Origin of the sequence: Pseudoalteromonas sp. SD03 (assembly GCF_040937955.1) — a bacterium.
GTDB lineage: Bacteria > Pseudomonadota > Gammaproteobacteria > Enterobacterales > Alteromonadaceae > Pseudoalteromonas > Pseudoalteromonas tetraodonis.
In genome coordinates this window covers 1,155,325-1,177,169 of record NZ_CP162514.1, presented here as the reverse complement: position 1 = coordinate 1,177,169, position 21,845 = coordinate 1,155,325, and the positions used below count along the sequence as shown (strand labels likewise).

Genomic DNA, 21,845 nt, shown 5'->3' with positions numbered 1-21,845 from the left:
TGAACCCGATGCTTTATAGCCATATAAAACTAATATAAAGCGCACTAAAAACGAGGCGAATTGTACGTACTTTTCTGCACAAAGTAAAAAGCTAGCGATTTAAAGCGATGTTCACATAAATCTCTTTAAGTTTACACACGCTGAGTCATGCTCATTGTTGTTATGACAAGTATTGAGAGATATCTACCTCATCTATTTGTTCAGCACTGAGGTAGCGTTTAGCGTAATCAAGATAAATACCTGAACTTAAAAACAGTTCAAACACGGCTTTATCAACATGATGATCGGCCACCATTTTGGCTAATATACTCATCGACTCGCTGAGTGTTTTTGCCTTTTTATAGGGCCTGTCGGCCGCCGTTAGGGCTTCAAAAATATCAGCTAGCACCAATACTCGTTCTGGTATCGATAAGTCATCCGCATTGAGTTTACGCGGATAGCCTGTGCCGATTAATGTTTCGTGATGGGTAGAGGCATAACGCGGTACGCGCTCAAGTTCCTTAGGGAACGGCAGTGTATCGAGCATGCGTATCGTACTTATCATGTGCTCATTAATTTTAAACCTATCCTCTTTAGTAAGAGTGCCTCTTGAAACTGTTAAATTATAAAACTCCCCTAGGTTATATTTATATTTACATGGGGCAATTTTAATCCCTAAACGCTCATCATATTCAATCGGCTTATCATGAGGAATTAAGTGCCAAGGTTTATCACTGAGTAATTTTTCTGTGATGGGAAGCGTGTCATCAGTCCCTTCATAGCGATACATTTCTACTGGTGAAAGCCCCAACTTATCGTCAAAATGACGCTGCCAAGTAATATTACTCAACGCAGTTAAACGCTCAAGGGCAGCTTCTGTGATTTTTTCGCCGCCAATATTACATTGTGCAATAAAAGCAAAGTCGTCCAGCAACTGTTGCTGTTTAGCTGCCAACTGCTTGGTTAAGTCGAGCTGATTTTGAGGACTGTGTTGCAATGATTTATAGTAATCAAGTTCGGCATCTCGCCAAAGTACCTCAAAACGCGTTCTAATTTCATGAATACGATTATAAATAGTCTCCAGCTTAGTGCCTTTATCAACTATGTGCTCTGGAGTGGTTATTTTACCGCAATCATGTAGCCAAGCGGCTAAACTAAATTCTGCAACCTCATCATCATTTTTAAACTTAAACCCTTTAAAAGCGGGTAACTCTGACTCTGAAGCGGCCTTAGCAAGCTCAATACCGAGCTCAGGTACGCGCTCGCAATGCCCCGCTGTATAGGGAGATTTATCATCAATGGCTTGTGCTATTAACTCGATAAACGACGCCATGAGTGCTTTTTGACTGTCTTCATGTTGCTGTATCGACTTACTCATATCAACCATAGAGTAAGCTAAAGTATTAATTTCTTTAATATGACTTTTTAAGGTTGAGACTTGCTTAAACTGCCGATTTTTAATTTTATTGTTTTCACCCACCAGCGTTTTAATAGGACCGACAATGGGGGATGCAAAAAACCACGACACTGGTAACATCATAATTAAGCAGGCAACTGTAATTATTATTGAAAGCTTTATTTTTTCTCTTGTGGAGCTCAATACATCTTCTTTAGAAACCATAATGGCTAAATAGCCCGTACTGGCTAGCGCTAAATAATCAGATAGTGGCTTAATAAAAACATACTGTTCTTTACCATTAATGTTCACTAACTGTAGCTTAGAGAAGTTACTATCATAATCCAATAAAGTGATTAATTGCTCATCAGGAACAGTGCCTACAACTTTTGATTTTTTCTCTGGATTAGTATTAAGCCATTTATCACTAAGTTGTTGTTTAAATTGCAGAGGAAGTTGCGTGGCGGCGTAATCAAACAAGGCTTTTAATTGAGCGTCTTGGTTATGAAATAATAAGTGATAGTCATTTGAAAAAAGCGCGGCACTTTCTTCATCTAGTTGATTATACTGAACCCCATCAATAAAAAATTGTTGTTGGATATATTGTAATACCGCCTTGCTGTCTATTCCCGCATAGGTATCACCATTGGCTACATGCGTTAACAACGTTTTTGTATTGGGAACCTCTACTAAGTTAATTTCTGGAAATTGCGCTTGCAATGTTTTTACAATTGACCAGCCCTCACCCACTGCAACTGACTTACCAGCAAGTTGCTGTATGTGGGTGATTGGTGGGTTGCTCTGGTGGTTAACAATACTCAAAGGCAAATTTACCATGGGTGTACTAAGCATACCTAAGGTATTATTCGTTGTGGTATTAACTACAGGATGAAGTACATCTATCTGATTATTTTTAAATAAATTAAGTAATTCTTGCCAACTAAGTCCATTAACATAATTTATCTTAATACCCAACAGTTCAGCAATCGCATTTATATATTCAACACTGTAGCCTTTAGGCTTACCACTGACACTAAAATCCATAGGTGCCCAATTGGTTTCATTTGAAACTGTGATAGTAGGATATTTGGCAACTATTTTTTGCTGTTGCTCATCCAGTATCAACCGATTTAGCCTTGCCTCAACCGTTGAGCTAAAGGGCTGATTTGATGCAATAATTTCTCCTTCTCGGTTATAAATAAGTAACTGTGTTGAGCTGTGCATCTCCAAACGCTGTTGCTGTTCGATTAAATAATTAGACATGTTATCAACGATAATCCCTAAGCCAAGCACATGGTTTTTACCCGCTATTTTAATCGAATACGTTTGCCCAGAGGTTTGTAAATGGGTAAATAGATAAGGCTTGGTTTTGTTTACTTGCTGTGAGTTTGCTTGCTTAAACCATGCTTGCTCGCGGGGATCAAAATACGTCGGTTTTTTGGTTTTTTCTCTTAAGCTAAATGACGCATCAAAATAAAGCGTTTGCTGTATTCTTTGCCCTTCTTCAGATTTTATTTGAATAACGACCCAGCGGTCATTATCAGTTGCACCAAGGCGCTGACGAACCATCACACTACTTTCAAGATTAATAACCTCAAAAAAGTCACCATTGTTATAGCCCATATAAAAAGCATAAAACAAAGGGTTCAAATCCATCATTTCACTTAATACATTGCGTAGCTCTGTTTTATCTGAAAGGTTTTCACCGACTAACGAGGTGTTTTTTACCATCATATATAAAGTATTTTCAGATTTTTCATTGATGCGTGATAGGTAATCAGCAACAGATTGCGTGGTCATATTGAAATGCAGCAGGTTAGACTCTAGTGCCATTTTTTCGCTGAAGTAATACTGTAAACTAGTGGCTATAATGGCGGTAATAGACGTTGCCAATACAAATACAGCCACAACCGTTAAACGAATAGAAAAGCGCACTGTTCTTTTTAACTTATTTAACGCTTTAAATATCATTGAACTTTCCTTGAAGCACTTTTAAGAGCAATAAATACAGAGAGTTGAATACTGCTAAAAACAATATTCATAATCCGTATGGAGCTAAAGTAATATTAGTCACAAAATCAAAAATATAAAACTTTATGCACTTATTTACTGATCACTTAATTGCGCTTACCATATGCCAACCAAAAACCTAAATTGACTCACTCTTATGGTTAAACAACACAGCTCTTTTTCGTGGCTATTTATCTCTTTTACTTTTTTAACACTCTTGGCTACTTCTACCAGCAGTTATGCAAAAAGCATAAGTATTAACGTATTTGCTATTCCTTCTAAGCCTATTGTTGAGCTAGTCGCTAACACCAGCGATAAATTAGCTACGCACCAAATTACTACGTTTTACCAACAAGGGTTACCCGTGCACGCCACCTTGTATTTAACGGATTACCCACTTGAAGCACAAAACGAAATTAAGCAAATGGTAGAGCGTATTGCCAAAGAACATCAGTCGTTTGAGATAAAAGCCAATGGATTTAGTGTGTCACCAAGTAATTGGGCATTTATAAATTTAGAAAAATCATATCAATTACAACGATTGGCAGATGAGGTTACCCTTAAGCTTGAGCCGCTTCGCGATCATCAAGCACCAGTGCCTAGTTGGGTAAAGCATTACCCTAATAAACTTGTGGCTTTTGAACGTTATGGCAGCCCTAATGTATTTCAGAATTTTCAGCCGCATTTAACCCTACTTGCAAATGAGAAAAATCCTGCATTAGCGTTAGTACAAAAAGCGCTGCACGCTGAGCCGCCGCAGGCACAAGGGGAAATAATTGGGATTGGAATTGGAGTGTCTGATCAATTTGGTCAACAAAAAGAAATACTCGCTAAGTACTTTTTTGATGCCAAATAAATAGTTAATAACAGGGCTAATTACACACGTTGTAACTAATAATGTTTATGGGTTTGTGGTTAGCTTATCGCTTAAATGCTTTTTAAGTATGCGGGTATTGCGCGTATTTGCTTTGAACATGGCATCAAAAATATCTCCAAAAAATGGAATGAGCCCGCCAACAAAATCAATCAACATATTTATAATAATACGGCTTTTTACTCGCTTGCTAACACCTAAGCGCTGCGCTTCAATTAGTACATAGCCAGACAAAATAAGCCCTGCTAAATCACCTATCACAGGTAAAAGCCCTATCAATGATTCGACACCAAATTTAAATTTAGTAAACGGAATACCAATACTGCTATCAGTAAAGCGGCTAAACTCTTCGAGTCGTTTTATGGTGGCTTTATATTCAGTTTGTGAGATGGAAGCTTGATTGTTTTTTTGCATACTAACAGCTCTCTTATTTTTAGGTGCGCTGAGCACATTTAAATTATTGAGCGGCAATAAAGATGTATAGCCTGTATATACTAAACGCACTATTGCCCGTTTAGTATAGTTTTAAACGTAAGGCGCTTAAATAGCGCCTTTAATTGGCCCATGTTCGTGGTTAACATGTGGGTTTTGACCGCGTTGACGTAGTAAATGATCCATTAAAGTAATGGCCATCATTGCCTCAGCAATCGGAATAGCACGAATGCCTACACAAGGATCGTGACGACCTTTAGTGATCATCTCGACCGCTTCATTTTCGGTATTAATACTATTACCGGGAATGGTAATGCTTGATGTTGGCTTAAGCGCAATGGATGCGATTATATCTTGCCCTGTAGAAATACCTGCCAATACGCCGCCGGCATGATTTGAGGTAAAACCATCAGGGGTTAACTCATCACGGTGCTCTGAGCCTTTTTGCTCAACCACATCAAAGCCATCGCCAATTTCAACGCCTTTTACAGCGTTAATACTCATTAATGAATGGGCAAGTTCGGCATCTAGCCTATCAAATACCGGCTCACCTAAACCAACTGGCACATTTTTAGCCACTACTTTTACTTTGGCACCCACTGAATCGCCTTGCTTTTTAAGCTCGCGCATATATTCATCGAGTGCTTCAAGCTTGCTAGCGTCTGGGAAAAAGAATAAGTTATTTTCCACCTCATCCCAATCGTAATTTTCGGCTTTAATTGGCCCTAATTGGCTCAAACACGCACGTACTTCAATACCATGAAATTGCTTTAAATACTTTTTAGCAATAGCGCCTGCGGCAACCCGAATAGCGGTTTCGCGCGCAGATGAACGGCCACCACCACGGTAATCGCGAAGGCCATACTTGTGCCAGTAGGTATAGTCACCGTGGCCTGGGCGAAATACGTCTTTAATTTTGCCATAATCTTGTGAACGTTGATCGGTATTTTCAATTAATAAACCAATGCTGGTACCAGTGGTTTTACCTTCAAAAACGCCCGCTAAAATTTTGATTTGGTCGCTCTCACGGCGCTGCGTGGTATAGCGACTTTGCCCAGGTTTGCGTCTGTCTAAATCGTGTTGTATGTCGGCCTCGGTGATTTCAAGGCCTGCGGGCGTGCCATCCACTACGCCGCCTAATGCAACGCCGTGGCTTTCGCCAAAGGTGGACACTTTAAATAACTGCCCTATGCTATTACCTGCCATTAACTTTCCTCATTCCTAATGACTTATAGCCGAGGATTAACTCGGCTATTGTTTTGCCCAGCCATTTCGGATGAATGGCTAGTACTAATTATTACTGTGCAAAGTAGGCATCTAGTTGTTGTTTGCTAATAACAAACACCCCTAATCCGCCTTGTTCAAACTCAATCCATTCAAATGGTGCGCCTGGATACAGTGCATCCATATGTACCATAGAGTTACCTACTTCGACAAATAACAAACCGTTATCTGTTAGATGCTCACTAGCTTGATCTAAAATAGTACGTGTTACATCAAGACCATCGTGTCCCGATGCTAATCCTAGCTCTGGTTCATGGTGAAATTCACGTGGTAAATCAGCCATATCTTCAGCATCAACGTACGGTGGGTTTGCTACGATTAAGTCGTATTTTTGCCCAGGTACACCACTGAATACGTCAGACTGAATCGGTAATACGCGGTCACTTAGTTGATAGTCAGTGATATTAATATCAGCCACTTCAAGCGCTTCATAGGATATATCAACCGCATCAACTTGCGCATTCTCGAACGCTTGTGCCAAGGCAATAGCAATACAACCTGAGCCTGTACATAAATCTAAAATACGCCCTACTGACTCTGGTTTTTCTAACCAAGGGGTGAAGCGATTATTAATAAGCTCAGCAAAAGGCGAGCGAGGAATTAATACGCGTTCATCCACATAAAATGGCATGTTAGCAAACCATGCAATGTTGGTAAGGTAAGGTACTGGGGTAAAATCGTTAATGCGCTCGGCAATCAAGCCCGCTAAACGATTTTTTTCAGTACTGGTTAAACGCGCATGCATCAGCTCTTTGGGTGCATCGATAGGCAAACTAAGCGCCGGTAATAACAAACTTACCGCTTCATCCCATGCGTTATCGGTGCCATGACCAAAGAAAATACCGCTACTTGCAAATTGACTAGTTGTCCAACGAAGCCAATCGTGTAAGGTTGAAAGTTCTGCAACAGCTTCATCTAGGGTTGCTTCTTCTATTAGTAATTCACTCATCAGTATTATCTGCCTGCTACTTTCAAAAAAATAAACTCAATCGGGGCGCATCATTGGCCCCATGATTGCCCTATTGTATACCCAAGCCACCTCTAGGTGCGAGCGCAGTTAGTATTAAAAGCGATTTAGGTAAGGCTTTGATTGCAAATAATAGTCACTCTATTGTTCAAATCAATAACGCAGTATAAATCGCTTTTTAACTAACCCTAATGGCGCTGTACTATGCACCTCAAAGCTGCTTGGGTATCACACCTTTTTACTCGATTTTTACCGCTTTTTTGTTTAGACTGCCGCTATGAAAAAAGATCCCCACTCAAACAGCCTAATTAGTCCTGACGACATTGACTTGTTCCGTCAAAGTATCAGTGGTGCGCGTGTATTTAAACAAGACACTCACCGTTTTAGCAATAAACCTAAAGTGTCACAAGCGAAGCAATTTGCCCAGCAAAAAAAGCAACAACAGTCAGAATTTTTCTTTTCTGATGAATATGTACCCGATATAGACACGCATGGTACCGTTAATTATGTACAACAGGGTCAGGATCGTTTTTTAGCCAAACAACTTCGTCGAGGGGATTTTATTCCTGATTTAACCCTCGACCTGCATGGCTTAAATAAAGAGATAGCCAAAGATGAACTCGCAGGGCTTATTCATGAGTGTAAAAAAAAGCATTACTATTGTGCCTGTGTTGTACACGGAATTGGCGGCCATATCCTCAGGCATAAAGTACCGCAATATTTAGTGCAACACCCCGATGTAATTGCTATGCACCAAGCTCCGCTTGAGTATGGCGGTAAAGGGGCGGTACTCATATTAATTAACTTACCGCAAAGTGATGAGTTTAGACGCTGAGCACTAGAGCCAATCAATAAGAGTCTTTTTTAGTGCATATATTTTCGATTATATTTCCGCTTATTTTTATTGTGTTATGCGGCTACATAGCAAGCCGAAGTCAGTTTTTAGAACGCATTCATATAACAGGGCTCAGTAAATTTACTTTTTACATTAGTGTACCCAGTTTTTTATTTTTAAATATGGCCCAGGCAGACCTAAAAACCAGCGTGAGCTTAAATGGCTTTTTAAGCTTTTATATTCCCGTTATTTTAATTTATTTTTTTGCGCTCATTATTGACCGCTACACTCTCTCTAAACATCCTCAATATGAACGTCACAGTGTATTTGCCCTTGGCAGTAGTTATTCAAATACCGTATTGGTGGGCTTGCCCATTATTATTGCAGCATTAGGTGAGCAAATGATGGGCATTATTTTTATGATCATCACCTTCCATAGCGCGCTATTGTTCACCCTTACCTTTTTAATTAGTGCAAACAGTGCCAGTCATGTGTTTTCTTGGTCAACATTTGCCAAAAATATGTTACTCAATCCTGTCGTATTGAGTATTAGCACGGGTTTATTGGTAAATTTAGCAGGGATTACTTTATTTTCTGATTTAACTAATGGCTTAGCGCTTTTAGCTAAACCTGCCATTGCCTGTGCGTTATTTGTTTTAGGCGCAAACTTAGCTTTTTATAAAATTAGCGATAACTGGCAAGCGGCAGCTATTGCCAGCCTGTTAAAGCTAGTTATATTGCCCGCCTTAGTATTAGTGTTAGGCTCACATGTATTTGCTATTAATGAGTCGCTGTTAAAAGTACTCGTATTATTGAGCGCATCCCCCTTGGGGGTTAATGCGTACTTAATTGCATGCCAAATAAAACAACATCAAGATACGTTAGCCAGTGCGGTTGTTTTATCGACAGTTTTGAGTGTGGTGAGTTTTAGTATGTGGTTAACAATTCTACTGTAGACAAATACCTAAAAGTATTGACATTTATTTAATAGAAAGTGGCTTAGCTAAATGCTAATTTACACGCTATGCATCTACATTCGCTGGTGCATTAATGGTGATAAAATCACTTTTGTGGCGAGTTTCATCATAACTAATTTGTGCAACAGCGCCGGTATTAAAAATAGGCATGTGCCCAGCACACAACTGATCAACCAAATAGCTCACCATAGGCATATGGGCAACCACAAGCCAAGTATCGCATTCTGGATGAAGCGCGATTAACGTTTCTAAGTAATCTGCAGCAACCTGCGGGTTACCTTCAGGAATAATATCTTGGCAGGTCTCCTCAAATAAAAAGGTATTATTTTTTTTAACACCCTCAGCTGTTTGCTGCGCTCTTACATAAGGACTCACTAATAACCCCGTTGGAGCATGCTTTTTTTGTAACCACAGCCCCATTTTTTCTACCTGCTGATGGCCCAAAGGAGTCAAATTTCTACTGACATCATCAGAGTGCATCGGTATTGCTTCACCATGACGCATTATCAAGATTGTTTTCATAAAAAATCAACCAATTAAAGAATATAAAACAGTAGCCAGTTTGCTCGAATTTCCGCTATATTAATAACTCAAACCTATTTATTTTCTTAAAATAGTTCTTTCATGATGTTCAGGTAAATAGCATTGCATTCCTGAAGTTATCATCTGTTGTTAACAATTATACGTTTAGTTTCAGGAGCATCATTTGAAAATCAGCACCAATGATAACAGAGCTTACCGCACACTAACACTGGACAATGGTCTAAAAGTACTTTTAGTGCACGATCAAGACTCAGCAAAAGCTGCCGCATCCATGGCTGTTAACGCTGGTCACTTTGATGATCCACTTGATAGACAAGGCCTAGCGCACTTTTTAGAGCATATGTTGTTTTTAGGCACTGACCTTTATCCTGAATCAGGAAGTTTTAATAATTTTGTCTCGCAGTCTGGTGGCAATACCAACGCGTGGACTGGCACAGAGCATACCTGCTATTTCTTTGATATTAATAACCATCATATTGAAACAGCATTAGCGCAATTTAGCCGGTTTTTTATAGCGCCTACACTAAACCCCGCTGAAACAGAAAAAGAACGTAATGCTATTGAGGCTGAGTTTAAATTAAAAATTAAAGACGATGGCCGTCGAATTTATCAAGTGCATAAAGAAACGGTTAACCCAGAACATCCTTTTGCTAAATTTTCCGTAGGCAACTTACAAACGTTAGCCGATAGACAACGCTGTATTAGTGATGAATTACGTGACTTTTTTAATCAGCATTACCAAGCTCAGTGGATGACGTTAGTGATTTGTGCCAATGAGTCATTAGATACACTTGAGGCATGGGCAACCCAGTATTTCTACCAGATAAAGGGAGATAAACACCAATTAAAGCCACCTATAGAAGCGCCGCTTTATCGCAGCCAAGACTTGGGTAAGTTGCTTCATATTGAGCCACACAAGCATGTACAAAAGCTGATTATTAGCTTTGCCATGCCAAACATTGACGATTTTTATCGTCATAAAACGGTCAGCTTTATTGCGCACTTACTAGGTTATGAGGGGCAAGGCTCGTTGTATTCTGTGCTTAAAGAGCAAGGTTGGATCAATGCCCTCTCTGCAGGTGGCGGAATTAATGGCAGTAATTTCAAAGACTTTAATATTAGTATGGCGCTGACCGATGAAGGCATTGAATACTACGAAGATATTATTGAAATGGTGTTTGAATACATTTGTTTAATTAATAACAACACCAGCAAATTACCTCGCCTATATCAAGATAAGCAAAAACTATTACAAATCGCATTTGATAACCAAGAAAAGTCTCGCCTAATTGATTGGGTCAGTAATTTAAGTATTAACATGCAACATTACGATGAAGTTAATTACTTACAGGGTGACTATTTAATGGAGGGCTTTAAAGCCAGCACGCATGAAATGGCTATGCAGTGGTTAACTCCGCACAACATGCGTTTAGTGCTTATTCATCCTGATGTAGAGCCTGAACACACAGCTGCTTGGTATAACACCCCCTATAAAATTGAAAAATTGTCGCTACATTGGCTCGAAGCACTTGCACAGATTAGCCAGCCACAAAGTGAAATGCTATTGCCCACGGCTAATCCTTATTTAGCTAAAGATGTCATTTTATATCCGGTTGAATCACAGCAACGACATCCAACATTACTGGTAAAAGAAGCCGGCTTTGACTTTTGGTTTAAACAAGACGCCACCTTTAGAGTCGCCAAAGGGCATTTTTATTTAGCCATGGACTCTGACTTTGCAGTAAAAGATGTGAAACATATGGCACTGACGCGGTTATTTTCAGATTTATTCATGGACAGTGTTGGCGAACAGTTTTACCCAGCGGAACTTGCGGGCTTAAGTTATCACTTAACCTCTCATCAAGGTGGCTTAACGCTTCACACTGCGGGGCTTTCTTCAAGCCAACTCGAATTAGTCGATCAGCTGATTGATGCACTATTTAACGTAAAAATTTGTGCCAAACGCTTTGCAGAATATAAAAAGCAATTAGTTAGACACTGGCGTAATAGCAATCAAAACAAACCCGTTAGTGAGCTATTTAGTATTTTAGGCGCTAAAATAATGCCGTGGAATCCTCAGCCTGACGAGTTAGCAAATGCACTCAAAGACACCTGTTTCCATCAGTTTAATGAATTTAGACAAGCGTTTTTTAATGCCCTTCATGTTGAGTCTTTTTTACATGGTAATTGGCAGCAAAATGATGCGCTTGAGTTTCAAAAGAAGGTCGCCCAGCACCTTAAAAAATCAGCCGTTATCGACGATTTAAAGCGCCCACTTTATGAAATCACTAAAGTGACCCGCTACGAGCTTGAACTTGCCTGCAGCGATAATGCCATGGTGATTTACTACCAAGCACAAAGCGATGACGTTAATGAAAAAGTGAAAATGATGGCGCTAAATCATTTAATTAATCAAGATTACTTTAATGAACTCAGAACCACGCAACAACTCGGTTATTTAGTAGGGGCAGGATACGCTCCTTTTAATACCCGTGCTGGTATTGCCTTTTATATACAATCACCAAAATTTGAGCCCACCACGTTACTGCACAGGCATAATTTATTTATTATCCAGTATTTAGCAACAATTAATGAACTAACAGAACAAGACTGGCTGCAACAAAAACATGGATTAACAACCCATATTGCTGAAAAAGACAAAAATTTGCGTTTACGTTCACAACGTTTATGGCTTGCTATAGGTAATGGCGATCATCGGTTTAATATGCAGCAACGCCTGCTGGATTCTTTAAACGCATTAACGCTTGAACATTTAAAAGCCTACGCCGCTGAAATTTTTAATGCAGATCGCCCAAGATATGAGCTTTTAAGTGCCAAATCTGTGAATTTGTCTGAGAAACTACCACTTTATTCGCATTCTCTTTGACTCTTGCTCGCGCTTGATTTAGATTGTCTTTTGTTAATAAGAAGTAAGACAATGAAAAAAATAAAAATAATAAAATACATTCTATTGTTGGCCTCTTTGGCCACAGCCTACTCAGCGAGTGCATTCGAGTCATCGTTTAACTTGAATTTAAATGCGTTGGTCGTGAGCGTGTGCGCAATAATGTCGTTAGTTGTGGTTTATTTGTTAACGATTGTTCACTCACTCAAGCGTTCACACTCTCAATTACAGCTTTCTGAAAAACGATTAAAAAGTACCGTAGAAGGCAGTGGTGATACTCTATGGGATTGGAATATCAAAACCGGTAAAGTTATTCGTATCAATGACAAATACGTGATGAATAGTAATAACCTAGTAGAATTTCCACCGAATAAAAGCTTGATCCACCCCCGCGATTTAACCCATGTTGATTACCTACTAAAAAAACACTTTGCCGAAGAAAGTACTTTTTTTGAAGCAACTTATCGTATTAAAGACAGCTTTGGTAAATGGCACTGGGTGCTCGACCGCGGAAAAATCATTGAAAAAGACGCTAACCTAAGCCCACTGCGAATGACTGGCACAGTCAGAGATATCTCGCAGTTAAAATCAACGGAAGATCGACTTAACTTATTTGCAAAATGTGTTGAGTCACTCACTGATGCGCTGGCCATTTATGATAAAGACTTTAGGCTTGTGGATATTAATCCCAGCTTTTTAACTTTGTTTGGCGGCGTACGCGAGCAATACCTAAAGAAAGAGTTTCATTTAGCCGGTTACGACAAAAGCTATATAGAATCCATAAAAAATACCGTTAGAAAGCACGAACATATTCAAGAAGAAGTAAAGCTTCGCAATAGCGATCATGCTCTGCTGCCATTTGAAATTTCAATAGATGAAATTAAAAACGCACAAAATCAAATAACCAATTATGTGGTGGTGTATTCAGATTTAACCGAACGTAAAAAAACCGAATCTGAACTGAATAATTTATCAAATCGAGATCGCACCACCAGCTTACCTAACCGTAATTTGTTTTTTTCTGACTTACAAAAACTTGCAAAGCAGCATTCTCATCATGCATTACTCGTATTTGATTTAGATAACTTTAAAAAGATAAACGACTCATTAGGCCATCAATTAGGTGATAGTTTACTGGCAAAGCTTGCTATGCGTTTAAATAAGCTCACCCGTGAAAATGACGTATTTTACCGCCTTGGCGGCGATGAATTTGCGCTAGTTATGTCAAACACCAACGATATTCTCACTATCACTCGCATGGCTAAACAGTTTTTGGCGGCCATAGCTACACCATTTAAAATGGCAGGCCATGAACTTGCTATCACCTCAAGCGTTGGTATAGTGTTGTTCCCCGAAGATGGTAACACCCCCGAAATACTATTAAAGAACGCCGATACTGCGATGTATCATGCTAAAAAGAAAGGCAATAGCTACCTGTTCTTTAATGACACCATGAACCGCCAAGCAGTAAAACGACTGCAAATAGAAAACCTAATGCGCTTTGGCTTAAAAGAAGATCATTTTGAGGTGTATTACCAGCCTAAAATGAATATTCGTACTGGTAAGCTTGCTGGAATGGAAGCGTTGGTACGTTTTATTACCCCGAAAAAGGGGGTTATTAGCCCAGGGGTATTTATTCCAATTGCCGAAGAAACAGGGCAAATTATTGAAATTGGTGAAGTAGTTTTAAACAAAGCTTGTCGCGATGTAAAACAGTGGTTAGATGCAGGTTTATTTAATGCCCGTGTTGCTGTTAACTTATCAGCAAAACAATTTAGCCTACCCGATCTAACCTCGCGCATAGATGTGATTTTACAAAAAAATGAACTGCCTTCGTACTTTTTAGAGCTTGAGATAACTGAAGGCACCGTAATGGACGATCCACAAGAAGCCATTGCGATTATGCGCTCTTTAAGTGCCCGCGGAATTCACTTAGCAATGGATGACTTTGGTACCGGCTATTCATCACTTGCGTATTTAAAGCAGTTTCCACTCAATACGCTTAAGGTAGATAAAGCCTTTATCGATGATATGAAGACTGAACGTGGCCGCAATATGGTGGACTCTATCGTCACTATTGCGCATAACCTTGATTTGCATGTAGTTGCCGAAGGGGTGGAGCAAGCGTCACAAATAAGCATACTTGAAGAGCTAAACTGTGAAACACTGCAGGGTTATTACTACTCTAAACCACTCTCAAAAGATGAATTTACTGCGTTTTTAAAACAACAACAAAGCCAATCAAAACTCAGTTTAATTAGAGCGACCAGTTAAGCACGCCATAGACACGCATTTACACCTATATTGCGTATCAATGCACGTCGATAATGTATATTAAACAAGCACCAAGCAACAGGACCAAACACGCCACCTAAAAATAACCAGCGTTTAACAGGCATGCCCTTTTTAATGGTTTCTAAATACATAAGCGCTATAAATACACCGCTAAGCAAAATAAATAACACCACCACCTCAACCAGCTCAAAAATAAGGCGCGTATAATAGCGTTAAATTGGCTAAATTTGAAGCAACGCATGCTGCTATTCAGCAATAATGCTGAATCAATTTGAGGGGCAAATCAGACACAAAAAAGCCGAGCAACTTAAATACTCGGCTAATCATCATAGATTTATAGCGGCTTACTTGTCAGCACGGCCCATAAACTTATGCTCTGCAGTATTAATACGGATGCGATCGCCCGTAGAAATATGCTCTGGCACTTGAATAGTTAAGCCGGTTGATAAACGAGCAGGCTTTGAACGCGCGCTGGCTGAAGCACCTTTAATTGAAGGGTCGGTTTCCTCAACTACAAGCTCAACACTTGAAGGAAGATCAAGCCCAACTGGCGCACCATCAATCACAATAACATGCACGCCTTGGGTCTCTTCGTTAACAAACTGAATCTCTTCAGCTATCGCGTCTTTAGCCAAGTTGTAAGGCGTGTAGTCTTCATTATCCATAAAGACATACTCATCGCCATCAATGTACGACAGCATCGCTTCACGACGGGTTAAATCCGCAAGGTTAAGCATGTCGCTGTCTTTAAATGTTTCGTCAACTTTGCTACCCGTGACCACATCGTATAAACGCATACGGTATAAACTACCACCGGCACGACCTTGTGGTACAGAACGTACGATATCTTTTACTACTAATACACGGCCATTAAAGTCAATAGCCGTCCCTTTTTTAACATCACTTGCCTTTGGCATGGGTGAATTCCTATTGTTTTTTTGATTGCGAGAAACATACCACGAAACTGATTTTGTTCAACAATAAAGTGATATGATTAGCTTCTTACTTCGTACTGACTCATAAATCTGTAATTTAGACTTAAACTCGTGTTATCTAGTGGCAAAAAGCTGCTATGGTTAAGTTATCGATTATGACCTCAAGGAATGGCTCATGAACCAACAAACTGTACATACCTATTTAATGAACAAGCCGTTAGTTAAACTAACCCAGCCTTTTGCTAAAGATGTTGATGTGTATAAAGTAAATCATAAAATGTTTGCCACTCTTGCACTTAGCAATGAGGGTGAAACCGACGAAAATGGCGAGCCTATTTGGTGGCTAAACTTAAAGTGCGATCCTGATGAGGCGCAATCATTACGAGATATTTTCCCTGCCGTTATTCCTGGTTATCATATGAATAAACGTCTTTGGAATACCGTGATTTTAGATGGCTCAGTACCACAGGGTGAAATTGAGCGTATGATTGATAACTCGTTTAATTTGGTGGTCGACAACATGCCTGATAAAGATAAAAAGGCCATTGAAGCGTTACTGTAAATAAGCGTCCAGACGCAACTTTTACCAATTCGATTGATTAAGTATTATTGTTGATTATCGAACACAAAAAAGCCGCATAATTTGCGGCTTTTTTACGTTAACTTAAAACATTAATCTTTCTGTTCAGTCGTCTCATTTGGAGTGTCAGTTGATTTATCATCACCTTGCGCTAACTCCACTTCAGCTTTATTAGCGGCTGTTGTGTAAAACTTATCGCCCTTGTCAGCCATTGTAAGTAAAGTATCACAAGGTGTAAAAATAGCGTTGCTGTTAGCCAGAGTAGACATATCAGAGCTTATTTTACCTGCGCCTAATTTATCCATATAGCTAAACGGGCCACCTAAGAACGGTGGGAAACCAATACCAAAAATAGCACCAATATCACCATCACGCGGGCTGGCAATAATACCGTCATCTAAACAGCGAACGGCCTCATTAAGCATTTGTGAGATACAACGCTTAGCAATTTCGTTTTTATTTAAACGTGGAGCTGGGGTTACACCTAGTAGCTCATAGACTGACTCATCAACCTTTTTGCCTTTCTTGTCGTATTCATAAAAACCACGACCCGTTTTACGGCCTAAGCGTTTTGAATCAATCATGCGCGAGAAAGCATCTGGGCCTTTAAAACGCTCACCGAGTTCTTTTTCAAGAATTGGCGCGATTTTAGAACCAATATCAATACCGACTTCATCAAGCAGTGCCAACGGCCCTACTGGAAAACCAAACTCAACTAAGGCTGCGTCAATTTTTTCAATTGGCTCACCGGCAAGCATTAAGTTTGCCGCCTCATTCAGGTATGGCGCTAAAATACGGTTAACATAAAAACCAGCCATATCTTTTACCACAATTGGCGTTTTACCTTGCTTACGCGCAAAGTTAACTACACGAGCAATCGTTTCTTTTGAGGTGCCTTCGTGAGGAATAATTTCTACCAGTGGCATTTTCTCTACTGGTGAGAAATAATGTAAACCAATTACATTTTCAGGACGCGCTGCTTTAGCTGCAATTTGCGAAATAGGTAATGACGAAGTATTACTTGCGAAAATAGTATTCGCTTGGCAATGCTGCTCTACATCAGCAACCATACCTTGCTTAAGCTCTAAATCTTCAAATACGGCTTCTATCACTAAATCTATGTGTTTAAAACCGCTGTAATCGGTAGTGCCGGTAATACGGTTCATCGTTAACTGCATATCGGCTTTAGACATAATACGGCGTTTAAGACGCTTATCTAAAATTTTGTATGTGTAGTTCATGGCATTACTTATGCCCTGCTCTGCCACATCTTTAATTCGCACCGGCAATTTAGCTTTGACCGCACTCACATGGGCAATACCTGCGCCCATTAAGCCACCACCTAACACGGCAGTTTTACTAATCGCGGGAGCATCATCATTGCGCCATTCTTTTTTCATTTCAGTGGTTGCAAAGAAAATACCGCGCAGCGCTTTAGACTCATCACTCATTACCAATGTGGCAAAACCTTCTGCTTCGGTTTTATATGCTTTCATTTCATCAAGCTCTACGCTTGCACGTACCGCTTTAATAATTGCAAGCGGCGCAGGGTAATGACCACCGGTTTTTTTAAGAACGTTTTCTTTAGCTTTTTTAAAGATAAAGTTACGACCAAATGGGTTTGACTCTAATAGCTGACTGATCTTATCAAGTTTAGGCTCTTTAGCTTGTGGCTTTTTCTTTGCCGCAAACTCTTTGGCCACTTTTAGCAGTACGCTTTGTGGTACACAATCATCCAATACACCGGCTTTTTTAGCTTGTTTAGGACGAATTTGTTTTCCGGTTAGCATCCACTCAAGGGCTTTTTGAATGCCCACGATTTTAGTTAAGCGCTGTGTACCACCACCGCCAGGTAATAAACCTAGTTGTACTTCTGGTAAACCAATTTTAGTTAAATCGCTATCTGTACCTACGCGGTAATCACAGGCTAAAGCAAATTCTAAACCGCCACCAAGCGCTGCGCCATGTATAGCACTAACTGTGGTGTACGGAAGCTTTTTCATATCAAAAAATGCTTGATGGCATAATTCGCTAATAGCTAATGCATCTTCACGCTTTTGCACGCTGTCTAGCATTTTAACATCGGCACCAGCAATAAAGTTATCGCTTTTACCACTAATAAATACCATACCTTTAACTGCGTGCTCTTTAGCTTGTGCTAATAATGCTTTTAAATCATCAGCAAAGCTATCTCGCAGGGTATTCATTTTCTCACCCGGCACATCAATGGTCACTACGGCTATTTTGTTATCATCAACCGTTAAATTAAATACTGAATCTGTCATTACGCACTCTCCAATACAAAGGCTGCACCTAAACCACCCGCAGCACAGGCAGTCGTTAACGCTAAACCACCGCCACGACGCTTAAGCTCGTATAAACTTTGTGTAATTAAACGCGCGCCGGTTGCCGCAAATGGATGACCATATGCAAGCGAGCCGCCGTTCACGTTAAACTTATCCATGTTAATTTCACCTATGGCTTTATTACGCCCTAAGTGCTCTTGTGCAAATTTATCTGAAGCAAACATTTTCATATTCGCTAAGGTTTGCGATGCAAACGCTTCGTGCATTTCAATAAGGTCTAAATCAGCTAACGTAATACCTGCTCTATCAAGTGCGATAGGCGTTGAGTGAGCCGGCCCCATTAGCATGTCTTTTTCTACGCCAATGGCTGAGAACGCAAAACTGCGTACGTAGCCTAAAATTTCGTAACCCAATGCTTTTGCTTTGCTTTCGCTCATCATTAACACTGCGGCTGCGCCATCGGTTAATGGGGTTGCATTGGCTGCAGTGACTGAGCCGTGTTGACGGTCAAATACCGGCTTAAGCTTGGCATAACCTTCAACCGTTGAGTTTTTACGAATATTGTTATCTTCTTCAATAAAGCTTTTATAAGGCGGTAAATGAGCCGTCATTACTTCATCTTTAAGCTTGCCATCAGCCCAGGCTTGAGTTGCCAATGAGTGAGAACGATGCGCTAAGGCATCTTGATCTTCACGGCTAATGTTATGGGTTTTAGCCATTTGCTCGGCTGTTTGTCCCATTGATAAACCCGTTGAGTACTCAGCAACCGCTGGCGGCACTGGCAATAAATCTTTTAAACGTAGTTTTGAGAATATTTTTAAACGCTGACCAAGCGTACGTGCTTTGTTTAAATCAACTAAGCTACCCGCTAATTTTTTACTTACACCAATTGGCAATACAGATGATGAATCGGCACCACCGGCAATGCCTACGCTTACAGAGCCTGCCATAATTGATTCGGCAACGTTTGCTATCGCTTGAAAACTCGTCGCACAAGCACGCGATACAGAGTACGCATCAACCGATACTGGCATCCCAGTACCCAATACAATTTCACGCGCAATATTTGGCGCTTCTGGCATTTGTACTACTTGCCCAAAAACCAATTGATCGATTTCTGACTTGTCGAAATTTAATCGCTCAAGCATTTCATTAACTACTAACTTACCCATATCCAACGCTGGTACATGATGGAACGCAGTCGCTTGCTTAGCAAAAGGAGTACGTAAGCCGCTTACGATGGCAATACGGTCGCCTTTTGGTGTTTTAAGTATGTTTTGCTCAGACATTTATTATTCTCTCCCGCTGACAGGTCAGACCTGTATGTTTTCTCCGATTCTAAACAACCCGTGTGATAAAGCCAATAGATAAAGGTAAATTAATACAAAAGCGCCATTGTAAATCACTACATACATTGTATGAGGGTAATACAATAGGCTTTTTTAGCTGGTTTTACAAAGTTTTATGTTAGGCTAAAAAATCGTTAAAAAATAACGAACTATTTTTAAAAAATCAGTCTAACTCTTGAGTTATCCACTTATAAACCTTATAACTAGCTCAGTATTTGTTACCTAACCAATTTAGGTATTATTTAAGCTGACGAGGACAGTCCACTTATTATGGCAGCTAACGCATTTTCACAATTAAAAACGTATTTAGACACCCAAATTATTGGCCAGCCTGCGCTCACTCAAGCACTATTAATTGCTATTTTAGCCGATGGTCATTTATTAGTTGAAGGCCCACCGGGGCTTGCAAAAACACGCGCTGTTAATGCCTTAGCAAAAGGTATTGAAGGCTCGTTTCAGCGTGTTCAGTTTACCCCAGATTTATTACCAGCCGATGTGACCGGCACCGATATTTATCGCCAACAAACCAGTGAGTTTGTATTTGAAAAAGGCCCTTTATTTCATAACCTCATTTTAGCGGACGAAATAAACCGAGCACCGGCAAAAGTTCAATCGGCATTATTAGAAGCGATGGCCGAGCGCCAAGTCACGGTGGGCAAAAACACCTATCCACTCAGTGACCTGTTTTTAGTGATGGCAACACAAAATCCGCTTGAGCAAGAGGGTACTTACCCGCTACCAGAAGCGCAATTAGACCGTTTTTTAATGCACCTAAGTATTAATTACCCAGGTGCTGAGCATGAGCTTGATATTTTACGTTTAACCCGTGGTGAAGCACTTAATGATGAGGCCCCAGTGCTTGAGCAAATTTCACAAACCGATTTATTTGCTGCGCGAAAAGCAATTTTAGGTCTGTATTTGGCCGAGCCATTAGAGCAGTACTTAGTGCAACTGATCATAGCCACTCGAGAAGGTGCAAACTTAGATGAACAACTTGGTCGTTGGATAGAATACGGAGCCAGCCCACGTGCCACGATTGCTTTGGATAAATGTGCCCGCGCTCATGCGTGGTTAAGTGGTCGTGATTTTGTATCACCTGACGATATACAAGCTGTGGTACATAATGTATTGCGCCATCGCATTATTCTAAGTTACGAAGCACAAGCCGATGGTATTACAAAAGATCAGGTTATTAGCCGTATTGTTGAACTAGTCGCAGTACCTTAAGTTATGCAAACACACGTTGATTCTCAGGCATGGCTTAAATTAAGCCATAGCCATGGTGTTAATTTATCGCTTAAAGAGCTGATGTATTATAAAGCAAAAGCGCAACTGCTTGAGCTGGCACCTAAAGTTAGAATAAAAAACACCTTGGCGGGGCAATACCTTGCGCCCCACAAAGGCCGGGGTATGGAATTTGCCGAAGTGCGTCATTATCAAAACGGTGACGATATACGCTCTATTGATTGGCGCGTTACCGCGCGCACAGGCGAAACCCACACTAAACTTTTTCAAGAGGAAAAAGAGCGCCCGGTATTTGTGTTTACTGACTTTTCAAACTCAATGCTATTTGGCTCGCAATTACTGTTAAAATCGGTGCAAGCAGCACATATTAGCGCCTTAGTTGCGTGGTCAGCGTGTCAGCGTGGCGACAGAATTGGCGGTATTGTGTTTAATCAGCACTCGCATTTAGAGCTAAAACCCAGCGCTCGTGAAAAAGCGGTATTAAAACTATGCCATAATTTATGCGATGCGCATCAGCTGGCTCTTGAAAACATTGATAAGCCGGCCGCGAATAATTTTAGCGATAACCTCAAACGTTTAAATCACTTAGCTAAGCCCGGTAGTTTGGTTTATATCGTGTCTGATTTTAACGCCTTGGATGACGCCAGCTTTAAGCAACTTGAACTTTTAGCGCGTCATTGCGAACTGATTGGGTGTCATATTAGCGACCCCTTTGAACATCAATTACCTGCTTTTAAACAAACGGTAACCGTCAGTGCTAATAATCAGCAATTTGCCCTGCCCTTAATGGACAAGAGCTTTAGACAACGATTTGCCAAAAATGCCGAGCACGCATTTAGCGCGCGCATTAATCGCTTAACAAAGTCTGGACTCACCCTATTATCATTTGATGCAGCCACTGCGCTGGAACTGCAATTAGTGAGAAAATAAATC

General features: G+C 40.3%; 17 protein-coding genes. 8 read left to right on the top strand and 9 right to left on the bottom strand.

The window, feature by feature from the left end; genetic code table 11:
* Positions 1–160 precede the first annotated feature (160 nt).
* Positions 161–3,346 carry an HD domain-containing phosphohydrolase gene (locus ABZP26_RS05440; RefSeq protein ID WP_368485443.1) on the bottom strand — a complete coding sequence of 1,062 codons (3,186 nt, stop codon included), beginning with the start codon at positions 3,344–3,346 and terminating at the stop codon, positions 161–163.
* Positions 3,347–3,542: 196 nt separating this feature from the next.
* Here ABZP26_RS05440 and ABZP26_RS05435 point away from each other — a divergent pair, with 196 nt between their 5' ends.
* Positions 3,543–4,241 (top strand): 2'-5' RNA ligase family protein, encoded by a 699-nt coding sequence (locus tag ABZP26_RS05435; RefSeq protein ID WP_368485442.1) that lies wholly within the window; start codon positions 3,543–3,545, stop codon positions 4,239–4,241.
* A gap of 45 nt (positions 4,242–4,286) precedes the next feature.
* Here the strand turns inward: ABZP26_RS05435 and ABZP26_RS05430 are convergent, their stop codons facing one another.
* The 3 genes from ABZP26_RS05430 to prmB form a co-directional block, all read right to left on the bottom strand.
* Positions 4,287–4,673: a DUF4112 domain-containing protein gene (locus ABZP26_RS05430; protein WP_368485441.1), complete on the bottom strand. Its 387-nt coding sequence runs from the start codon at positions 4,671–4,673 to the stop codon at positions 4,287–4,289.
* A gap of 126 nt (positions 4,674–4,799) precedes the next feature.
* Positions 4,800–5,897: a chorismate synthase gene (gene aroC, locus ABZP26_RS05425; RefSeq protein WP_076921556.1), complete on the bottom strand. Its 1,098-nt coding sequence runs from the start codon at positions 5,895–5,897 to the stop codon at positions 4,800–4,802.
* Between the two features lie 91 nt (positions 5,898–5,988).
* Positions 5,989–6,924: a 50S ribosomal protein L3 N(5)-glutamine methyltransferase gene (gene prmB / locus ABZP26_RS05420; RefSeq protein ID WP_013464520.1), complete on the bottom strand. Its 936-nt coding sequence runs from the start codon at positions 6,922–6,924 to the stop codon at positions 5,989–5,991.
* Between the two features lie 295 nt (positions 6,925–7,219).
* On the opposite strand from prmB, the gene smrB reads away from it, so the two are divergent.
* Entirely contained in the window at positions 7,220–7,777 is a 558-nt protein-coding gene (gene smrB, locus ABZP26_RS05415; RefSeq protein ID WP_016899440.1) for an endonuclease SmrB, read from the top strand.
* A 32-nt stretch (positions 7,778–7,809) separates the two neighbouring features.
* On the top strand, positions 7,810–8,733 hold the full coding sequence (locus tag ABZP26_RS05410) for an AEC family transporter (RefSeq protein WP_013464518.1): 924 nt from the start codon (positions 7,810–7,812) through the stop codon (positions 8,731–8,733).
* A gap of 66 nt (positions 8,734–8,799) precedes the next feature.
* On the opposite strand, the gene sixA is transcribed toward ABZP26_RS05410, so the two are convergent.
* Positions 8,800–9,276 (bottom strand): phosphohistidine phosphatase SixA, encoded by a 477-nt coding sequence (sixA, locus tag ABZP26_RS05405; protein WP_020476934.1) that lies wholly within the window; start codon positions 9,274–9,276, stop codon positions 8,800–8,802.
* 184 nt (positions 9,277–9,460) lie between these two features.
* Between sixA and ABZP26_RS05400 the strand changes: the two genes are divergently transcribed.
* Entirely contained in the window at positions 9,461–12,184 is a 2,724-nt protein-coding gene (locus ABZP26_RS05400; protein WP_368485440.1) for an insulinase family protein, read from the top strand.
* 51 nt (positions 12,185–12,235) lie between these two features.
* Positions 12,236–14,476: an EAL domain-containing protein gene (locus ABZP26_RS05395; RefSeq protein ID WP_033103870.1), complete on the top strand. Its 2,241-nt coding sequence runs from the start codon at positions 12,236–12,238 to the stop codon at positions 14,474–14,476.
* Here the strand turns inward: ABZP26_RS05395 and ABZP26_RS05390 are convergent.
* Together ABZP26_RS05390 and yeiP are read right to left on the bottom strand one after the other, a co-directional pair.
* The gene (locus ABZP26_RS05390; RefSeq protein WP_138686387.1) at positions 14,473–14,667 is read right to left on the bottom strand and encodes a hypothetical protein; all 195 of its coding nucleotides are present in this window, start codon (positions 14,665–14,667) and stop codon (positions 14,473–14,475) included. The genes ABZP26_RS05395 and ABZP26_RS05390 overlap by 4 nt on opposite strands.
* Before the next feature lie 174 nt (positions 14,668–14,841).
* Positions 14,842–15,414 (bottom strand): elongation factor P-like protein YeiP, encoded by a 573-nt coding sequence (yeiP, locus tag ABZP26_RS05385; RefSeq protein ID WP_024602810.1) that lies wholly within the window; start codon positions 15,412–15,414, stop codon positions 14,842–14,844.
* Positions 15,415–15,607: 193 nt separating this feature from the next.
* Here yeiP and ABZP26_RS05380 point away from each other — a divergent pair, with 193 nt between their 5' ends.
* A complete protein-coding gene (locus ABZP26_RS05380; protein WP_013464512.1) occupies positions 15,608–15,994 on the top strand; it encodes an MmcQ/YjbR family DNA-binding protein in 387 nt (128 codons plus the stop codon).
* A 110-nt stretch (positions 15,995–16,104) separates the two neighbouring features.
* Here the strand turns inward: ABZP26_RS05380 and fadJ are convergent, their stop codons facing one another.
* Together fadJ and fadI are read right to left on the bottom strand one after the other, a co-directional pair.
* Positions 16,105–18,297, bottom strand: coding sequence for a fatty acid oxidation complex subunit alpha FadJ (gene fadJ / locus ABZP26_RS05375; RefSeq protein ID WP_368485439.1), 2,193 nt, complete (start codon positions 18,295–18,297; stop codon positions 16,105–16,107).
* The gene (gene fadI, locus ABZP26_RS05370) at positions 18,297–19,607 is read right to left on the bottom strand and encodes an acetyl-CoA C-acyltransferase FadI (RefSeq protein ID WP_013464510.1); all 1,311 of its coding nucleotides are present in this window, start codon (positions 19,605–19,607) and stop codon (positions 18,297–18,299) included. The genes fadJ and fadI overlap by 1 nt, the downstream gene beginning before the upstream one ends.
* 330 nt (positions 19,608–19,937) lie before the next feature.
* Between fadI and ABZP26_RS05365 the strand changes: the two genes are divergently transcribed.
* Complete coding sequence (locus ABZP26_RS05365) at positions 19,938–20,894, top strand: AAA family ATPase (RefSeq protein ID WP_368485438.1); 957 nt, start codon at positions 19,938–19,940, stop codon at positions 20,892–20,894.
* Between the two features lie 3 nt (positions 20,895–20,897).
* The gene (locus ABZP26_RS05360; protein ID WP_024602812.1) at positions 20,898–21,842 is read left to right on the top strand and encodes a DUF58 domain-containing protein; all 945 of its coding nucleotides are present in this window, start codon (positions 20,898–20,900) and stop codon (positions 21,840–21,842) included.
* The last annotated feature ends 3 nt before the right edge of the window (positions 21,843–21,845 follow it).